The sequence below is a fragment of the Saccharopolyspora erythraea genome (assembly GCF_018141105.1).
Taxonomy (GTDB): domain Bacteria; phylum Actinomycetota; class Actinomycetes; order Mycobacteriales; family Pseudonocardiaceae; genus Saccharopolyspora_D; species Saccharopolyspora_D erythraea_A.
On sequence record NZ_CP054839.1, the window covers coordinates 6,544,451 to 6,562,921 of the forward strand.

General features: G+C 71.0%; 16 protein-coding genes. 1 reads left to right on the forward strand and 15 read right to left on the reverse strand.

Annotation, left to right across the window (positions count from 1 at the left end):
• Positions 1–306 precede the first annotated feature (306 nt).
• From HUO13_RS29220 to HUO13_RS29290, 15 genes are all read right to left on the reverse strand, one after another.
• On the reverse strand, positions 307–1,167 hold the full coding sequence (locus tag HUO13_RS29220) for a segregation and condensation protein A (protein WP_211898191.1): 861 nt from the start codon (positions 1,165–1,167) through the stop codon (positions 307–309).
• Positions 1,164–1,481, reverse strand: coding sequence for a hypothetical protein (locus tag HUO13_RS29225; protein ID WP_211898192.1), 318 nt, complete (start codon positions 1,479–1,481; stop codon positions 1,164–1,166). The genes HUO13_RS29220 and HUO13_RS29225 overlap by 4 nt, the downstream gene beginning before the upstream one ends.
• A gap of 52 nt (positions 1,482–1,533) precedes the next feature.
• On the reverse strand, positions 1,534–2,496 hold the full coding sequence (locus HUO13_RS29230) for a ParA family protein (RefSeq protein ID WP_211898193.1): 963 nt from the start codon (positions 2,494–2,496) through the stop codon (positions 1,534–1,536).
• 189 nt (positions 2,497–2,685) lie between these two features.
• Positions 2,686–3,627, reverse strand: coding sequence for a site-specific tyrosine recombinase XerD (gene xerD / locus HUO13_RS29235; RefSeq protein WP_211898194.1), 942 nt, complete (start codon positions 3,625–3,627; stop codon positions 2,686–2,688).
• Positions 3,624–4,292, reverse strand: coding sequence for an NUDIX domain-containing protein (locus HUO13_RS29240; RefSeq protein ID WP_211898195.1), 669 nt, complete (start codon positions 4,290–4,292; stop codon positions 3,624–3,626). The genes xerD and HUO13_RS29240 overlap by 4 nt, the downstream gene beginning before the upstream one ends.
• 898 nt (positions 4,293–5,190) lie before the next feature.
• Positions 5,191–6,897 carry a CTP synthase gene (locus HUO13_RS29245; RefSeq protein ID WP_432757776.1) on the reverse strand — a complete coding sequence of 569 codons (1,707 nt, stop codon included), beginning with the start codon at positions 6,895–6,897 and terminating at the stop codon, positions 5,191–5,193.
• Positions 6,898–7,154: 257 nt separating this feature from the next.
• Positions 7,155–8,114, reverse strand: a complete 960-nt coding sequence (locus HUO13_RS29250) for a helix-turn-helix domain-containing protein (protein ID WP_249124160.1) — start codon at positions 8,112–8,114, stop codon at positions 7,155–7,157.
• A 270-nt stretch (positions 8,115–8,384) separates the two neighbouring features.
• Positions 8,385–9,323, reverse strand: coding sequence for a copper transporter (locus HUO13_RS29255; protein ID WP_211898197.1), 939 nt, complete (start codon positions 9,321–9,323; stop codon positions 8,385–8,387).
• A complete protein-coding gene (gene steA, locus HUO13_RS29260) occupies positions 9,320–10,504 on the reverse strand; it encodes a putative cytokinetic ring protein SteA (RefSeq protein WP_211898198.1) in 1,185 nt (394 codons plus the stop codon). The genes HUO13_RS29255 and steA overlap by 4 nt, the downstream gene beginning before the upstream one ends.
• A gap of 102 nt (positions 10,505–10,606) precedes the next feature.
• Positions 10,607–12,427, reverse strand: a complete 1,821-nt coding sequence (recN, locus tag HUO13_RS29265) for a DNA repair protein RecN (protein WP_211898199.1) — start codon at positions 12,425–12,427, stop codon at positions 10,607–10,609.
• A 147-nt stretch (positions 12,428–12,574) separates the two neighbouring features.
• Positions 12,575–13,468, reverse strand: coding sequence for an NAD kinase (locus tag HUO13_RS29270; protein WP_211898200.1), 894 nt, complete (start codon positions 13,466–13,468; stop codon positions 12,575–12,577).
• Between the two features lie 11 nt (positions 13,469–13,479).
• Positions 13,480–14,346: a TlyA family RNA methyltransferase gene (locus HUO13_RS29275; protein ID WP_211898201.1), complete on the reverse strand. Its 867-nt coding sequence runs from the start codon at positions 14,344–14,346 to the stop codon at positions 13,480–13,482.
• Positions 14,347–14,349: 3 nt separating this feature from the next.
• Positions 14,350–14,598 (reverse strand): hypothetical protein, encoded by a 249-nt coding sequence (locus HUO13_RS29280; protein ID WP_432757777.1) that lies wholly within the window; start codon positions 14,596–14,598, stop codon positions 14,350–14,352.
• Positions 14,599–14,701: 103 nt separating this feature from the next.
• Entirely contained in the window at positions 14,702–15,706 is a 1,005-nt protein-coding gene (locus HUO13_RS29285; protein ID WP_211898202.1) for an HAD-IIA family hydrolase, read from the reverse strand.
• Entirely contained in the window at positions 15,703–16,842 is a 1,140-nt protein-coding gene (locus HUO13_RS29290; RefSeq protein WP_249124161.1) for a hypothetical protein, read from the reverse strand. The genes HUO13_RS29285 and HUO13_RS29290 overlap by 4 nt, the downstream gene beginning before the upstream one ends.
• Here HUO13_RS29290 and HUO13_RS29295 point away from each other — a divergent pair.
• Positions 16,807–18,372 carry a hypothetical protein gene (locus HUO13_RS29295; protein ID WP_211898203.1) on the forward strand — a complete coding sequence of 522 codons (1,566 nt, stop codon included), beginning with the start codon at positions 16,807–16,809 and terminating at the stop codon, positions 18,370–18,372. The genes HUO13_RS29290 and HUO13_RS29295 overlap by 36 nt on opposite strands.
• Positions 18,373–18,471: the final 99 nt, after the last annotated feature.

The window sequence follows — 18,471 nt, forward strand, 5'->3', positions numbered from 1 at the left end:
CTTCGGCAGGCGCTGCCTCCGCGGACGCGGCTCCGCCGTCGCCGCGCTCCGCCGCTCCGCCCGGCTGCGCCGTCGGCGTCCCGGCTGCGTCGGCCGCCGCCTCCGGCGGCGCGGCCGCTCCGCCGTGCTCCGCCGACCCGTCGGCGGCCGACGGCTCCGCCTCGCCGCCGTCCGGCTCCGCCGGGACGGCCGCGTCCGAGGGCGACTCCGTCGCCGCGGGCCCCGGCTCCGCCGGGAAGGGCCCGGCCGGCCCTGCGGGCCCGGCCTCGGGCGCCGCGCCCTCGTGCTCGGCTCCGCCTCGCTCGCTCACCCGTACTCCTCTTCCTCCTGGCTGGCCCGCGCCGCCTCCGCGTCGGCCTGCGCCTTGGCCACGCTGCCGCCGACCCACCGCACCGACAGATCGCCGAGCGGGCTCTCCTGCTCGAACAGGATGACGGTCTCCCGGAACAGCTCCAGCAGGGCCAGGAAGCGGGCGACGATCTCGACGGTGTGGCCGCAGTCGGACACCAGCTCGGCAAAGGTCAGCGAGCCCTTCTCGGCCAGGCGGACCCGCAGCAGCGCGGCGTGTTCCCGGACCGAGACCTGGTGCTGGTGGATGTGGTCCAGCGAGACGGTCGGCGGTGGTTTCGGCCGGAACACCGCGGCGGCGACCTCGGCGAACCGCTCCGGCCCGACCCCGATCATGACCTCGGGGAGCAGCCCTTCGAACCTGGGATCCAGCGCCACCGAGCGCGGATACCGCCGCAGCGCCCCTGCTTCGAGCTCGCCGAACAGGGCGGCCACCTGCTTGTACGCGCGGTACTGCAGCAGCCGCGCGAACAGCAGGTCCCTGGCTTCCAGCAGCGCCAGGTCCTCCTCGTCCTCGACATCGGCAGCGGGAAGCAACCGCGCCGCCTTCAAGTCGAGCAGCGTCGCGGCGACCACCAGGAACTCGGTGGTCTCGTCGAGGTCCCAGTGCTCGCCCAGCGCCTTGGTGTAGGCGATGAACTCGTCGGTCACCTTGTGCAGCGCGACCTCGGTGACATCGAGCTGGTGCTGCGAGATCAGCTGGAGCAGCAGGTCGAAGGGACCCTCGAAGTTCTCGAGCCGCACGGTGAACCGGCTGCTGCCGCCACCTTGCTGCTCGGCCGGGTCGGATGCCTCGTCCGGGACAGCGGAAGCGGTCACGCGGAGTGCTCCCGACGCAGCCTTCGTACCAGGATCGAGTCGGAGCCGCGTTCGTCCAGATCAGCCAGCAGCACGGCTATGGCCTCGCGCACGATCCGGCCGCGGTCTACGGCGACGCCGTGCTCGGCGCGCAGCGCGAGCCGGGCCTGCTCCAGTCCGACCAGCTCCTCGGCAGAGACGTACACGGTGATCTTCGAGTCGTGCTTGCTGCGACCGGAGCCCACCCGTCCGGTATCGGTGACCGGCGGTTCCGCGGGCCGAACCGTCGTCCGGAACAGTTCGGCAGCACCGGGCAGCGCGGCGCGGCGGGTCACGCTGTCGCTCCCGTCACTCGGCGGCACGACCGTGGAGCAGTTCGTCCCGTGGTCATCGAGCCATCACCTCGCGGGCGATCACCTCGCGGGCGAGCGCCCGGTAGGCCCGCGCGCCGGCCGAGCGCGGTGCCCAGCGCGTGATCGGCTCGCCGGCGACCGTGGTCTCCGGGAAGCGGACGGTGCGGTTGATGACGCTGTCGAACACGATGTCCCCGAATGCTTCTACCACCCTGGCCATGACCTCGCGGGAGTGCAGGGTGCGTGGGTCGAACATCGTCGCAAGGATGCCGCTGATCTCCAACTTGGGGTTCAGCCGTTCCCGGACCTTCTCGATGGTGTCGATCAGCAGCGCGACCCCGCGGAGGCTGAAGAACTCGCACTCCAGCGGGATGATCACCCCGTCGGCGGCGGCCAGCGCGTTCACCGTGAGCAGGCCGAGCGAGGGCTGGCAGTCCACCAGCACGTAGTCGTAGTCGGCCAGCGCCGGGCCCAGCACCCTGCCCAGCGTCTGCTCCCGGCCCACCTCGGCGACCAGCTGCACCTCGGCGGCCGACAGGTCGATGTTGCTCGGCAGCAGGTCCATGCCCTCGACCGTGGTGCGCATCACCACGTCGTGGACGTCGACCGACCGCTCCATGATCACGTTGTAGATCGTCTGGTCGAGCTGGTGGGGGTGCACGCCGAGGCCGACCGAAAGCGCGCCCTGCGGGTCGAAGTCCACCAGCAGCACCCGGCGTCCGAACTCCGCCAGGGAGGCTCCCAGGTTGATCGTCGACGTGGTCTTTCCGACCCCACCCTTCTGGTTGCACATCGCCAGCACCGAGGCGGGACCGTGCCGGTCCAGCATCGGCGGCTCGGGAATGTGCCGGAGTGGCCGGCCGGTCGGGCCGACGCCCCGGGAGGCTTCCGGCGAGATGTCGATCTCGTCGTCGGTGGTGTCGGGCTTGTGCGGGGCGATGCTCAGGTCGACAGCGCCCCGGGACCGCCCGTCGGCGGAGGGTTGCGGTGTCGACATGGCGATCTGACTCCTTCTGTACCGGCGGCGATCAATCGCAGCCTAAGCGGCATTAACGACCAGCGGCAACGTGCCTCGCCGACATGTCGGAAATGCGTTCAGCGTTCCTGAGATCTTCTTCTACCCTGTCACGCGCCGTCCCGCATGTCGCGGAATCACATCGAAAACCCGCGGGCGATCACGCGGTGATCAATGCCGGGCGCGGGGGTGCGCGGTCGCGTGGATCTCGCGCAGCGTGTTGACCGTGATCAGGGTGTAGACCTGGGTCGTCGTGACCGAGGCGTGGCCCAGCAGTTCCTGCACGACGCGCACGTCGGCGCCGCCTTCGAGCAGATGGGTGGCGAACGAATGCCGCAGGACGTGAGGCGAAACACCGCTGCCGATACCCGCTCGCTCGGCCGCGGATTTCAACGCGTTCCACGCGCTCTGGCGGGACAGGCGGGTCCCGCGGGAGTTGAGGAAAACCGCGGAGCTGCCCCGTCCGCGGCCCGCGAGCACCGGTCTGGCCCGCACCAGGTAGGCCCCGAGCGCCGCCAGAGCGGGGCGGCCCACCGGCACGAGGCGCTGGCGGCCGCCCTTGCCGTCGAGCAGGACCGTGCGTTCGGCTTCGTCGACGTCGTCGACGTCGAGCCCTACCGCCTCGGAGATCCGGGCCCCGGAGGAGTACAGCAGTTCCAGCAGAGCCCGGTCTCGAAGACCACGGACGTCCTCACCACCGGTGTTGTCCAGCAGGCGCAGCACGTCGGCGACCGGCAGCGCCTTCGGCAGTCGCTTCGGCGGGCTCGGCGGCGAGATCTCCCTGGCCACGTCGGCGTCGACGACTCCTTCGGCGTGGGCGAAGCGGTGCAGGCCGCGTGCCGCGATCAGCGCTCGCGCGGCCGACGACTGCGCCAGCGCGGGCCGCTCGGGGCCGCCTTCACGCAGCTCGGCGAGGAAGGCGGACAGGTGCGTCGAGCGGACCTCACCGAGCGCGCGAACGCCTGACTCGAGCAGGTGGTCGGCGTAGCGGCGCAGATCGCGGGCGTAGGAGTCCAGGGTGCTGCGGGCGGTGCCCCGCTCCACCGCGAGGTGGTTCAGGTAGCCGCTGAACACGCTGGAGAGCTCCGACGGCAGGTCGTCGAAGGACTTCACCGCTCGTCACGTGCGGCCAGGCGCCGGGGGCGATCCTGCCACGGTGCGTCTGCAGGTCTGGCCTCCGCACGTCCGTCCAGCACAGCCTGAGCCGCGAGCAGACCCGAGACGGCGGGCGCGTTGACGATCTCGCCTGCGAAGACCATCCGTATCGCCTCCTCCAGCGGGAAGCGGCGAATCACCAGGTCGGCTTCCTCGTCCCCGACCGCGGCCGGGCGTTCCACTTCGGACAGGCCGCGGGCCAGGAACACCCGCTCGGACTGGTCGGTGAAACCGGGCGAGGAGGCGATGTCCGCCAGGACCGACCAGTCGTCGGCGGCGAGGCCGACCTCTTCCACCAGCTCCCGCTGCGCCGTGCGCTGCGGGTCCTCACCCTTGACGTCGAGCAGTCCGGCGGGCAGCTCCCACAGGCGGCGGCCCAGCGGATAGCGGTACTGGTGGATCAGCACGACCTGGTCGTAGGCGTCGACCGCGACCACCGCCACCGCGCCCAGGTGCTCGACGACCTCGCGGCGCGCCCGCCCGCCGCCCGGCATGGAGACCTCGTCCTTGCGCAGGGCGAGGATCTTCCCCACGTACACATCGGAGCTGTCCAGCGTGGCGAACTCGTGCTCGCCGTTGGTGCGCTTGATACCACCTGCGTCTGCAGCGTCGCTCGTGCTCACCCGGCCCACCCTAGAGCCTGATCATCGAAAAGGCCGACCGCGAGACCACACCGGACCGAACTCCGGCAGCAGACGGGACCGAAGCGGCGTCCGCCCTCCGGCTCCCGGGACCGAAGCGGCGTTCGCCCTGTCCAGTTCGCCATCACTCCCCATGGCCGCCGTCTCTCCCCGTGCCGCCATCTCGTCCCGGCACCGCCATCTCGCCCGGGCCGCCGCCTCTCCCCGGCACCGCTGCCTCCCCACAGGGCCGCTTGCGGTGCCCGAGCAGCGGGCACGCATGAGGCTCCTGCCAGCCCTCCACCCACTGCAATCAGCGCTTCCCGCTCGACGCGATAGCCACCTCACTGCTGATTTCGCTCTGCAAACGAGCCCATCACACCCTGGTCAAGATCGATTCACAGTTGACCGGAGTCCGATGAAAACGGCCACGTCATTCCCGGCATCTCCGGCACAGCTCCGACGCCATACCTCCGTCCGCCAACAAAATCGGCATACCGCGCGCAAGCAAGTTGCGTGCACCGCAGATCGGCAATTCACCAGTCCCGTACGCACCAGGCACTGGAAAGATCCCTACTCAGGCGCTAGTGCCAACTTTCAGCACCCCTCAAGCCGCGCGGCTTCTGAGCACGCTCCCCCGTCGACACGACATGCCCGGAATGGCCCGGTGGCCACCGCATGCCCACCCACCGCACGCCAACTCACCCCAGCCCAACTCAGCCCGGTCCGAGGTCACACCCCAGCCGACATCGCATCAGCCTCCTCGCCGACACCACACCAGCCACCTCAGCCCGCGCCGCGCACCCAGACGTCACCGGCCACGTCCGCCCCAGACCAGGCCGAGAAAACGGGCGGCTCGGGACCACCTGCGATCCCGAGCCGCCCAACGCGTTCGCCGCAGCTACACGCTCGCGGTGGACTCCTGAACGCTGTCGGAGATGTCCACCGGCAGCCGCTCCGCGGCCCGGTACTCCAGCGCGGCGTTGACGAACGCCGCGAACAGCGGGTGCGGGCGGGTCGGCCTGCTCTTGAGCTCCGGGTGCGCCTGCGTACCGACGAAGAACGGGTGCTGCTCGCGGGGCAGCTCGACGAACTCGACGAGCCGGCCGTCCGGCGACGTACCCGAGAACACCAGCCCGGCCTTGCTCAGGCGGTCCCGGTAGGAGTTGTTCACCTCGTAGCGGTGGCGGTGCCGCTCGGCCACCTCGGCCTCGCCGTATGCCTCGGCGACCACGGAGCCGGGCACCAGCTTCGCCGGGTACGAACCGAGCCGCATGGTGCCACCCATGTCCCGGTCACCGGAGATCACGTCGTGCTGGTCGGCCATGGTGCTGATCACCGGGTGCTGGCACGGCTCCTCGAACTCGGTCGAGTTCGCCCGCTCCAACCCGGCCAGCGCACGCGCGGTCTCGATCACCATGCACTGCAGGCCGAGGCACAGGCCCAGCGTGGGGATCCCGTTGGTGCGGGCGTAGCGGATCGCACCGAGCTTGCCCTCGATGCCCCGGACGCCGAAGCCGCCGGGGATCAGCACGCCGTCCATGCCCGACAAGGCGTGCGCCGCGCCGGACTCGGTCTCACACGTGTCGGAGGGCACCCACGCGATCTCGACCTTGGCGCGGTGGGCGAACCCGCCCGCGCGCAGCGCCTCGGTCACCGAGAGGTAGGCGTCCGGCAGGTCCACGTACTTGCCCACCAGGGCGATGCGCACCCGCTCGGACGGCTTGTGCACGCGGTCGAGCAGGTCGCCCCACACCGACCAGTCCACGTCGCGGAACGGCAGGCCCAAGCGGCGCACGAGGTACGCGTCGAGGCCCTCGCTGTGCAGCACGCGCGGGATGTCGTAGATCGACGGCGCGTCCGGGCAGGCGACGACACCGTCGGAGTCGACGTCGCACATGAGCGCGATCTTGCGCTTGAGGTCCTCGGGCAGCTCCCGGTCGGCCCGGCACACCAGCGCGTCGGGCTGGATACCGATGTTGCGCAGCGCCGCCACCGAGTGCTGGGTCGGCTTGGTCTTCAGCTCACCGGAAGGCGCGAGGTAGGGCACGAGCGAGACGTGCAGGAAGAAGCAGTTGTCCCGGCCGACGTCGTGGCGGACCTGCCTGCACGCCTCCAGGAACGGCAGCGACTCGATGTCGCCGACCGTGCCGCCGACCTCGGTGATGACCACGTCCGGCGTGCGGCCGTCCTCGTCCGGCTCGGCCATCACCCGGATCCGCGCCTTGATCTGGTCGGTGATGTGCGGGATCACCTGCACCGTGTCGCCGAGGTACTCGCCGCGGCGTTCCTTCGCGATGACCGCGGAGTAGACCTGGCCGGTCGTGACGTTGGCGTTGCGGGTCAGGTCGCGGTCCAGGAACCGCTCGTAGTGGCCGATGTCGAGGTCGGTTTCCGCGCCGTCCTCGGTCACGAAGACCTCACCGTGCTGGAACGGGTTCATCGTTCCGGGGTCCACGTTGAGGTAGGGGTCGAGCTTCTGCATGGTCACCCGCAGCCCGCGGGAAGTCAGCAGCTCGCCCAGGCTTGACGCCGTGAGCCCCTTACCCAAAGAGGAGGCCACGCCCCCTGTGACGAACACGTGCTTGATCGTGCGTGCTTGCGGCACCAAGAAAGCTCCCCGTGGTCAAGCCGTCGCCGGGCTGATGTTCTGCGCTGGCAGGACGGCTGGATCCGTCGCTCCCACGGAATTCCAGCCTATCGCACGGCCGCGTCGGGTCGCACCAAGCCCCGGCGCTGCCGGGCCCGCTGGATGCGGCAGGTCAACCGCCATCCGGGTCCATTGCCCCGGGTACCGCGCGTGCACGGCCTGGCCGGCCCCTCGTACTCGCGCCTGGTGACGGTCGACACCCGCACGCCCGTGCGTCAGCTCGCGCCCCGGCCCACCACCTCCTCGACGAACGCCGCCGAATCCTCGCGCGTCATCGACAGCGACTCCAGTTCGGTCAGCGCCTCGCGGTACGCCGCCACCTCCGGAGCCTCCTCGAAGTAGACGCAGTCGACGCGCCCGGTCACGAACACGATGTCGGGATGCACGTTCTGCCTGAACTCGAGGATCGAGAACGGTGCCTCGACCGGCACCGCCCCGGCCGAGAACGGGAGGACCCGGAGCCGCACCTCCGGGCGAGCGACTATCTCCGAGAGCCTCCTGAGCTGCTGCGCCACCCCTGAAGCGCGGTGCAGCGCCGACTCCGAGAGCACGAAGTCGAACTCGGTCTCGCGGTCCTCGAGCACGTGCTGCTGGCGCTGCAGGAGCAGCTCGAGTCTTCGTTCAAGTGTCGAGCCCTGAGCCGAGGCACCGCGTCCCATCGCCGACTCCGCGTAGTCGCGGGTCTGGAACAGGTCCGGGATCAGTTCGGCTGCGAAACCGCGGATCACGTCCGCTTCCGCCTCGAGACCCACGTACACCTTGCGTTCGGGAGGCAGCACGTCGGCGTAGCCCTCCCACCAACCTCGTGCACGGGCCTCACGTGCGAGCCCCACCAGCCGGTCCCGCTGCTGCGGGGTCGCATCGCACACTTCGGCCAGAGCGATCACGGCGTCGATTCCCACGCCCTGTTTGGCGCTCTCGATCTTGCTGACCTTGCCCTGTTGCCAACCGAGGCGGTTGGCGACGTCGACGTGGGTGAGACCGGCCGACAAGCGGAGTCGCTTGATTTCGGACGCGAGGACGCGGCGACGCAGTGTCGGGCTCACCGGTCTCGCCCCTGGCGTGGGCGCGACCCCCGGCGAGGAGATGGCCACCTCGTCAGGGACGTGGACAGCGGCGGCAGAGGTGGCAGTGGTGGGGGCGGAGGCGGGGGTGGAGGCGGAGGTCGATGTCATGACTCCACCTTCCCGAGCCACAGATCAGCAGTCCAGGAATACCACCTGTTCGAATGATTGTTTGAAGAATCTGACCAGATCGAATAATTCCCGTGGATCATCTGTTGCATGGACCTCGGACCACGATCCGGCGCAGGCCCCCTCCCCCGTGAGCGCCGGATCCCATGGCCGGGCGGGCACGCCCCGAACACACCGCCCGGCACGCCTCTGCCCGCCCACCGTCGACCGCGGTGGGCGGGCAGAGGATCCGGCTACCGGGCGCGTCCCGGGTCAGCCTCGCGAACCGGGCAACGGCCCCTGGGCGTTGCCCGCGCTGCCGTAGTGACCGGACTGGCGGTCGAACTGCTCCCGCAGCGCCATGATCACGGCGACGCGGCCTGCGGCAGTTTCGGTGTTGTCCACGGTGGACACCAACGACGCGATGGAGTTGTCGGCCCGCACGATGCCGACCGGTCCGCTGCCGTCGGCCGAACCCGCGGTTCCGGCGAGGACGGCTCCGGAACCGGATCGGTCGAGCTGGGTGGCCAGTCTCGCCAGGATCGCCGAGCGTGCTCCGGCGGACTCGTCCTCCACGCGCGCACGGGTCAGCACCACCGCCGCCTGCGCCGGCTTCACGTCCTGAACGACGTGGGCGAAGCCACCTGCCGTGAGCCCGGCGAGCGCGGCCGTCCGCTCTTCCCCGGAGGCGTGGGGTTGGCCGCTCCTCGGGTCGAGCAGGCTGACGGGCCCCAGCAGTCCGCCTGCGAGCGTTCCCGGGTCCGCCGAGGCGGGAACCTGCACGCCGGTGGGCAGCAGTTCGGTCACCACCTGGCGGAGCTGGTCCGCTCGGTACGGATCCGTGACACCGTCGGTGAGCTGCAGTTCGCCGGTCACGGTCGCTCCGGCGGCCGAAAGCAGCTCCTTGAGAGCGTCCCGATCCGCCGGGTCCACCCGGTGGTCGCTGATCAGCACGACCGTTCGCCCGTTCAATTGGCCCCGCACCGCCGCGGGACCGATCGCCCGTCCGAACCGGTCGGCTCCCTCGATCTGCGCTCTGAGCGCGTCCCGCTCGGCGCGCAGCTGTGCGGCTTGGCCGTTCAGCGAGTCCCGGTCGGTCACCACGCTGGAGAGCAGGCGTTCGCTGACCGAGGTGGAGCCGAGCACGACCCCCAGTGCGAGCGCGAGGAACACGGCGGCGACCGACACGATGTGGTATCGCAGCGAGATCACGTGAAAAGCCCCTTGAAGTATGCGAAGACGGCGTCGCCGGTGTCGGCGAAAACGTCGAAGTACGAAGAGCCGAGCCCGGAAGCCACAAGGGCGATGAACGTCGCCGCCAGCGCTGCCACCGCCAGGAGCAGCACCGCGCTGACCGGCGTCCTGCTGCGTTGCAGGGTGGTCAGCGCGGTGCCGTCCACGACCTTGCCTCCGAGTCGCAGCCGGGTCAGGAACGTGGAGGGGTTGGAGCCGGAGCGCCCGCGGTCGAGGAACTCGTGCAGCGTCGCCTGGAACCCGACGGTGACCACCAGGCTCGCGCGGTGCGACTCGGCCAGCAGCAGTGCGAGGTCCTCCGGGTTTCCCGCCGCGGGGAAGGTCACCGCCCCGATGCCCAGGTCCTGTATCCGTTCGAGCCCGGGAGCGTGACCGTCGATATGCGCAGGGATCACGACCTCCGCACCGCACTTCAGGGTTTCGGTGCCGATGTCGGCGGGGTCGCCGACGATGACTTCGGGGCGGTAGCCCAGCGCGCGCAACGTGTCAGCGGCGCGCTCGACACCGATCAGCACGGGCCGGTACTCCCGGACGTAACGCCTGATCCGCTTGAACTCCTCGGCGTGGCCGTGCCCGGGAGCGAGCACCAGCACGTGGCGCTGCTCCATCGCAACGGTCAGATCCGGAACGCCGATGCCGTCCAGGATCAGCATCCGCTCCTTGCGGAGGAACTCGATGGTGTTGGCAGAGAACGCCTCGAGCTGCGCGGCCATCCCCGCCTTGGCCTCGATCATGTGGTCGGCGACCGAGTCGGCGTCCTGTTCGTTTCCGCGGCCGACCTCCCGGTCACCGACGAAGACCCCGCCCTCGTGCAGCCGGATGCGCGAGCCGTCGCGCAGGCGGTGCATGATCGCGCTCCCCGCTCCGTCGACGAGCGTGACACCGGCGGAGAGCAGGACTTCCGGGCCGAGGTTGGGAAACCGACCGGAGATCGAGGGCGAGGCGTTCACGACTCCGACGACCTCCGCGGCGACCAACGCCTCGGCGGTTCGCCGGTCGAGATCCGGCTGGTCCAGGATGGCGATGTCGCCGGCGCTGACGCGCCGCAGCAGATCACCCGGCCTGCGCTCGACCCTGGCGATCCCGACGACGCCGGGCAGACGCTCCTTGTCCCGGGAACGCAGTCTGCTGAACCTCATGCGCAGATAGTGACAAACCGATCACGTGCGGTCGTCGCGCCACGCCGGGAAAACTACGCCGTCTGTCCCATTGTCAACGCGATCGAACGGCTCTGCGCCTGGTCAACTTCGGCTGCGCGCCGTGGTCTTCTTCGTACGTCGTCCGGACCTCTCGCCGTTCTCCGTCCAGCCGTCGCGCGACTTGTGCGAGCTCGCGGTGGCGAGCAGCTCCTCGGCGTGCGCACGGCCGGTCTCGGTGGAGTCGAGGCCGGCGAGCATCCGGGCCAGTTCGGCGACCCGCTCCTCGTCGGCGACGGTGCGCACGTCGCTGCGCGTCAGCCCGCCGTCGCTCGCGCCCTTGTCCACCACCAGGTGGCGGTCGGCGTACGCGGCCACCTGCGGGAGGTGGGTCACCACGATGACCTGGTGGGTCCGCGCCAGGCGAGCGAGACGGCGGCCGATCTCCACCGCCGCGCGCCCGCCGACACCCGCGTCGACCTCGTCGAACACCAGCGTCGGCACCGTGTCGGCGTCGGCGAGCACGACTTCCAGGCCGAGCATCACGCGCGAGAGCTCACCACCGGAGGCACCCTTGTGGATGGGCAACGCGGGGGCGCCCGAGTGCGCCACCAACTGCAGCTCCACCTCGTCCACCCCGTCCGGACCGGCATGCACCGTCCGGCCGTCCACGGTCAGCGCCGACGCGTCGGAGTCGTCGGTCTCCCTCGGACGCACGACGACCTCCAGCCGGGCCTGCGACATGGCGAGGCCGACCAGCTCACCGGTCACCGCGCCGGCCAGCCGCACCGCCGCCTCGGCACGTGCCGCCGACACGAGCTGCGCGTGCTCGGCGACCTCGACGGCCAGCTCGTCGCGGCGCGCCGCGAGCGCGGCCAGCGCCTCGTCGGAGGTGTCCATCCCGGACAGTCGCTGCCGGGCGTCTTCGGCCCATTCCAGCACGCCGTCGATGTCGGCCGCGTACTTCTTCGTCAGCTGCTTGAGCTCCGCCTGCCGTGCGAGCACCTGCTCCAGCCGCGCCGGGTCGGCGTCGAGCCGGTCCAGGTAACCGCCGAGCTCGGTTCCGACGTCGGCCAGCACGGCAGCCGCCTCGGCCACCCTCGGCTCCATCTCCCTGAGCACGGGGTCCTCAGCGCCACCGAGACGGCGTCGGGCATCTCCGATCAGTCCCATCGCGCCGGGTGCATCCGGGTCTCCGTCGACGGCGCCGCTCAGCGCGTGCTGCGCGCCCGTGGCGATCTCCCGGAGCTGGTCGACGTCGGCGAGCCGACGGGCCTCGTCGACCAGCGCGGTGTCCTCACCGGGCTCCGGGGCGACGGCGTCGATCTCGGACAGCCCGTGGCGGAGCAGGTCGGCCTCCCGGGCCAGCTCCCGCGAGCGCTCGGTGCGCTCGGTGATCTCCCGGACCGCTTCGGCCCATTCGGCGCGGGTGCGCTGGTAGTCGGCCAGCGGACGGAGTACGGGGTCGCCCGCGAAGCGGTCGAGGACCGCGCGTTGCTCTCCCCCGCGCAACAGCCGGAGCTGGTCGTTCTGCCCGTGCACCGCGAGAACCTGCTCGGCGAGTTCGGAGAGCACGGCGTTGGGCACCGAGCGGCCACCGAGATGCGCTCGGGAGCGGCCGTCCGCGTTGACGTTGCGGACCGCGATCAGGCTGCCGTCCTCGTCCGGATCCGCTCCGGCGTCACGAGCGACCTTCGCGGCCGGCGACTCCGGCGTCGTCTCGAACCGGCCCTCGACCACCGCGCGCGGAGATCCGGAACGAACCCGCGACGCGTCCGCCCGGCCACCGCCGAGCAGGTGGAGCCCGGTGACCACCATCGTCTTGCCCGCACCGGTCTCGCCGGTGACAACCGTCAGACCCGGGTGAAGTTCGAGCGTAGCGTCGTCGATGACGCCCAGGCCCTGGATGCGCATCTCCGCCAACACACCAAGCACCCTAGCCGCACCGTCATTCGGACGGGGCGCCGCCAGCCCGATCAACGCGTTTCGGGCGAGCGGAGCGATCAGTCGGCCAGGGCCTCGCGCACCGCCGGTCTCGCCGTTCTCAGTAGTCAGAGCGCATTCGAGGGGTCGTCAGTCCGTCACCGGCCCGCGCCAGCCCTGCACCGGGAGCTCGAACTTGCCCACCAGCCGGTCGGTGAACGCCGTGTCGTGCAGGCGAACCAGGCGGACAGGGGTGTTGCCGGCGACGACCTCCACACGGGCCCCGGCAGGAAGGTCGAAGTGACGTTGTCCGTCGCAGCACAGGACCGCGTCGTGGCCGTTCTGCGCGATCTCCAGGGCGACCAGCGAATCCCTCGAGACGACGAGCGGGCGGGAGAAGAGCGCGTGCGCGTTGCTGGGCACGACCAGCAGGGCCTGCACCTCCGGCCAGACCACGGGTCCGCCTGCCGAGAACGCGTACGCGGTGGAGCCGGTGGGGGTCGAGCACAGCACACCGTCGCAACCGAACGCCGAAACCGGGTGGCCGTCGACCTCGATGACCACGTCGAGGATGCGCTCGCGGCTGCTCTTCTCGACGCTGGCCTCGTTGAGCGCCCAGGTGGTGGCGAGGATCTCACCGTTGAGGGAGGCGGTGATCTCCACGGTCATCCGCTCCTCGACGTGGTAGCGGCCCTCGACCACGGCGTTCACCGCCTCGTCGAGCGCGTCGGAGTCGGCCCCGGCCAGGAACCCGACCCTGCCGAGGTTCACCCCGAACACCGGGACCCGCGCCATCCGCGCCAGCTCGGCGGCGCGCAGCAGCGTGCCGTCGCCGCCGAGGACCAGGACGAGCTCAGTGCCCTTGGCGGACAGCGGGCCGGTCTTCACCACCTGGGTGTAGCAGGCCGGGTCGAGGTCCGCGGCCTCCTCGGCGAGCACGCGCACCCGTATGCCCGCACCGAGGAGCTGGCCTGCGACCTTCTCAGCGGTCCGCAGGTTGTACTGCTTGCCGGTGTGCACCACCAACAGCAACTCTCGGGTCAAGGGTCACTCCCTCACCACTGCTTGCTCGCCTTGGTCACGTCGTTGTCGACGCCTTTGGCCGCGGTCTGCGGCCCCCTGCGCACCGCCTCGGCGACGAGTTCGTCAGCGTCCACCGCGTCTGCTCCTTCGCCGACACGCAGCCATGCGAAGTACTCGACGTTGCCGGACGGGCCCGGCAGCGGACTTGCCACGACCCCGCCGAGGCCGAGGCCGCTGTTCTCGGCGAAGCGCACCACCTCGAGCACCGCGTCGGCGCGGAGATCGGGATCACGCACGACCCCGCCCGAGCCGAGACGCTGCTTGCCCACCTCGAACTGCGGTTTGATCATCGGGACGATGTCGGCTCCCTCCGCCGCGCACGCGATCAGCGCGGGCAGGACGAGCTTCAGCGAGATGAACGACAGGTCGGCGACGACCAGTTCGACCTGGCCGCAGATCTCCTCCGGGGTCAGGGAGCGCACGTTGGTGCGGTCGTGGATCTTGACCCGTTCGTCGGTTTGCAGCTTCCAGACGAGCTGGCCATATCCGACGTCGACCGCCACGACCTCCTTGGCGCCGCGCCGCAGGAGCACGTCGGTGAAGCCGCCCGTGGAGGCGCCCGCGTCGAGGCACCGGCGACCATCTACGCGCAGACCTTCCGGCTCGAACGCCTCCAGGGCGCCGAGGAGCTTGTGCGCACCACGGGAGGCCCAGCCCGGATCGTCGACGTCCTCGGCGACCAGCACGGGGGCGTCGAGCTCGACCGCCGTGGCGGGCTTGCGCGCGACCATTCCGCGCACGCTCACCCTGCCCGCCGCGACCAGTTCGGAAGCGTGCTCCCTGGACCGGGCGAGTCCGCGTCGAACGAGTTCGGCGTCCAACCGCGCCTTGCGTGGCACTGCTCAGCTCCCGTTGCCGTTGGTTCCGGAATGCGGGTTGTCGGCCTTGCTCAGGGCGTCGGTGAGCGCGGTGTGCACTGCTTCGAAGCGCTCGACGTGCTCGGGCACCGGAAGGTCACCGACCTCGTCGAGCCTGGACAGGGCGGCTTCGATCGCCTGCACCGCGGCCTGGCCGTCGTCACCCTGGACCTGCGCCGCGAACATCGCCGGATTCGGTGCCGAAGCGCCGTCGAACCGTCCTGGAGAGGCCATTTGCTCCCGCTCCCATCGATCATGCCGCACGCGTCCCTGCGTCGACATGTCCACGCTAGCGGAATGTCCACGCCGGGACACCGCAGCCTGGCCGTGTACTTCGTCAGCGCAACCCGAGTGTCCTGAGAGCGGAGTCCGCGTGCGGATCGGCGCCTCGGACGACGACCGCGCCAGAACCCTGCCGCCAGCGCACCGCGCACATGGTGCGCAGGGCACCGAGCGGATCGTCCTTGCCGGAGTTGGATGCGAGTTCGAGGCCGGTGTCGTCCACCCGGACCTTCCACTCCGGCTGTTCGGCGATGGCCGACTCCGCGCCCGGCCGGTGCAGCGCGCTGAGATCGGCGGCGACGTGGTCGGGTCGCTTGTCCGGCCCGGCAGCGAGCAGGTCGGCGGGCGTGTGCACGCCGGTGAGCACCATGAGCGAGGTCATCCCGGCCCGGACGGCACCCGCGATGTCGGTGTCGAGCCGGTCACCGACCATCAGCGCCCGGGTGCCCCCTGCGGATGCGACGGCGTTGTCCAGCAACGGCCTTTCCGGCTTGCCCGCCACCGTCGGCGACTGGCCGGTGGCGGCCTTGAGCGCGGCGACCATCGCCCCGTTGCCGGGCAGCTCACCCCGCTCGGTCGGCAGTGTGACGTCCTCGTTGCACGCCACCCACAGCGCGCCCGCGCGGATGGCCAGGCACGCCTCGGCGAGGTTCTTCCACGCGGTGTCGGGGGAATGTCCCTGCACCACGGCGACCGGCTCCTCGGCGACCTCGCGAACGGGAACCAGCCCGACCTTGTCCACTTCGGACTCGAGGGCGGCTGTACCGACCACCAGGACCTTCGCGCCGGTAGGCAGGCTGTCTGCGAGGACTGCCGCGCCCGCTTGCGAACTGGTGCTCACCTCGACCGGCTCGGTCGGGAGCCCCAGTTGGACCAGGTGGTCCGCGACCGCCTGCGGGCTCTTGGCTGCGTTGTTGGTGACGAACCGGACCTTGACCCCGCGCCCCCGCACGTACTGAACGGACCCGGCGGCCGAGGGGACGAGTTCGCCCCCTCGGTACACCGTGCCGTCGAGGTCGAGAAGGACCACGTCGTGTCCGTCGAGCAACGTCTCACTCACGGCGCTTCGACGTCTCCCGGCGTCCGGTCCCGCTTCTCGCTCTCGGTCGGCGGGACGTCCCCCTCGGCGGTCGCGGCAACCTCGCTCAGCTGCTCGGACTGCTCAGGCCCCACTACCGGCTCAGCTGCTACTCCTGCCGCTGCTGTTTCTCGCTCGTCCACAGTCGTGTCGCCGTCCGCAGCGACCTCGTCCGCCTCGTTGATCTTGTCCTCGCCAGCGGCGCTGTCGTCCGCTTCTACGTCGCTGGTCTCGATTGGCGCTTCCGCGGCGGGAGGGGCGTTGCCCTCGTCTGCGTCGACGCCCTTGTCGGCATCGGCATCGCCCACCACGGCTTCGTCGTCCTGGTCGACGGCGCTGGACTCCGCAGCCTGCGTGCCTTGCTCGACACCGCCGTCGTGGCGGGCGGTGTCCTGCGGACCGGTGAGCTGGTCCACCTCGGCCGATTCCCGCTCGGTTACGGCTGTCACGGACGTCTCCAGCTCGGCCTGCTCAATGCCGGAGTCCTCGGCTTCGGACTCGTCGACCTCGAGTCCGTCGACTCCGGACTCCTGGGCCTCGGCTTCGCTGACCAGGTCCTCGATCATCTCCGGGCCGCCGAGCAGCACGACCAGCTCGTCGAGGCGCTCGGGGGCGTCGGTCTCGCCCTCGTCGTCGGCGTGTGCGGCGTGGACGAACCAGGTGAATGCTTCCTGGGTCCGCTCGGCCGCGAGCAGGTTGTCGGCGTAGGCGTAGAACAGCCGAGCGCTCCAGGGCTCCTGGCGCTGCGGGTCCAGCTCCGGGATCTGGAGGCTCACCACTGAAGCCTCGATCTCGCCGAGGTCGCGGCGGGCTCCCGCGGCGACGATGCGGAGCTCGACGGCGTCCGCACCTTCCAACTGGGCCGCCTCTGGGCTCCGGGTGAGTTCGATGGCGCGCTCGGGGCGGCCGAGTGCGCGCTCGCAGTCGGCCAGGATCGCGACGTGGCCGGGGCCGCCGGCCATCCGGCGCGCGGCACGCAGCTCCGACAGCGCCTCGCTCCACTCGCCCATCTGGTAGGCGGTGAGCCCGTTGGCCTCCCGGACGGACGCGATCCGCGAGGCGCGGTGCCGCGCGTAGCGGGCGTGCGCGAGGGCCTGCTCGGGCTCGCTGTCGATCAACTGGCCAGCGGCGACGAGATGCGCAGCGACCTTGTCCGCGAGCCCCTTGGGCAGGGAACGCAGGTCACGCCTGACGTCACCATGCAGTTCCGACGGGGTCGCGCCCTCGGGAAGCTCGGGTTCCTGGTTCTCCTGAACCGCGGCTTCCTCGGGCTGCTCGGGAGCCTTCTGCTCACGGGGGGCTTCGTCTCGGCGCGGACGGTCGTCGCGACCGCGTGGAGTGCGGTCGTCGTGGCGGCCTCGCCGATCGTCCGGACGGCGCCGATCGTCGCCGGGGCGTCCACCCCTGCCGCGGTCGAACCGGTCGCCTTGGCGGGGCCGGTCATCGCGAGGGCGGTCGTGGCGGGGCCGGTCGGTCTGGCCCCGGTCATCGCGGCGGCGATCGTCACGGCGACGGTCGTCACGGGCACGGTCGTCACGGGGACGGTCGTCGCGTCGGCGGTCGCCCCGGTCGCCGCGGGGGCGGTCGCCCTGACGGCGCTCGTCGTTGCGGTTGCCGCTGCGGAAGTCGTCACGACGCTCGTCATAGCGGCGGCCGCCCTGCCTGGGACCGTCATTACGCCTGTCGTCACGGCGGTCGTCGTCACGCCTGCTGTCGCGCGGGCCGCTGAAGTCCCTGCCGCGATCCCGGCGGGGGCCCTCACGACGGTCGTCGAAACGCGGCTTGTCGCGGCGGTCGTCGAACTGACGACGGTCACGACGGTCGTCGGAACGCGGGCGGTCGCCCCTGTCATCGAAGCGGGGCTTGTCTCCGCGCTTGTCGAAGCGAGGCTTGTCCCCTCGGTCATCGAACCGGGGGCGCCCTCCACGGTCGTCAAAACGGGGCTTGTCGCGACGATCGTCGAAGCGGGATTTGCCACCACGGTCGTCGAAACGGGCCTTGCCACCACGGTCGTCGAAACGGGCGCGGTCCTTGCGGTCGTCGCCACCTCGCCTGTCATCGCGATCGAAGCGGCGTGCGGGTCGGGCGTCGCGCTTCCAGTCGTCGCGGCGCGGACGCCCGCCGAAGTCTCGGCGGTCACCGAAATCGCGACGGTTGTCCTGCCGGCCGCCGGAGCGGTCTCCGCGCGGGCCACCGCGGCGGTCGTCACCACGGTCGCCGCCAGGGCGGCGGCGGTCGTCGGAGAAACGTCCGCCTCGGAAGCCACCGTCACGGTCGCCGGGGCCGCGGTCGTCGCGTGGGGTCCTGTCGTTCGAGCGGCCGTAGGGCTTGCGGTTTTCGCCGAAGCGGTCGCGTCCGTATCCGGAGCCGCCGCGCTGGCCGCCCCGGTCGTCGCGGTATCCGCCCGACCGGCGGTCCTGTCCGCCGCGGTTCTCGAACCGGTCCCGTCCACCGCGGTTGTCGCGGTCACCGGACCAGCGCTGGGGTCCGCCGCCTTCTCGGTCTCGGCGCGGGGCGCCACCGCCGCGCCCGCCGCCGGAGCTGCGATTGCCGTAGCCTTCGCGGCCACCTTGGCCGCCTCGGCCGGAACCGGCCCCACGGCGGAACCCGCCGTGCCTGTCGTCGGAACCGGACACCGGACCTCCTGAACGCTGTGAAACTGACTCCCACCAGCGTAAACCCACGCGGAAGCGGGTCGCGGCGGGTCCCGGCCACGTCAGATCACGTGCCGGTACGGATGACTTGCA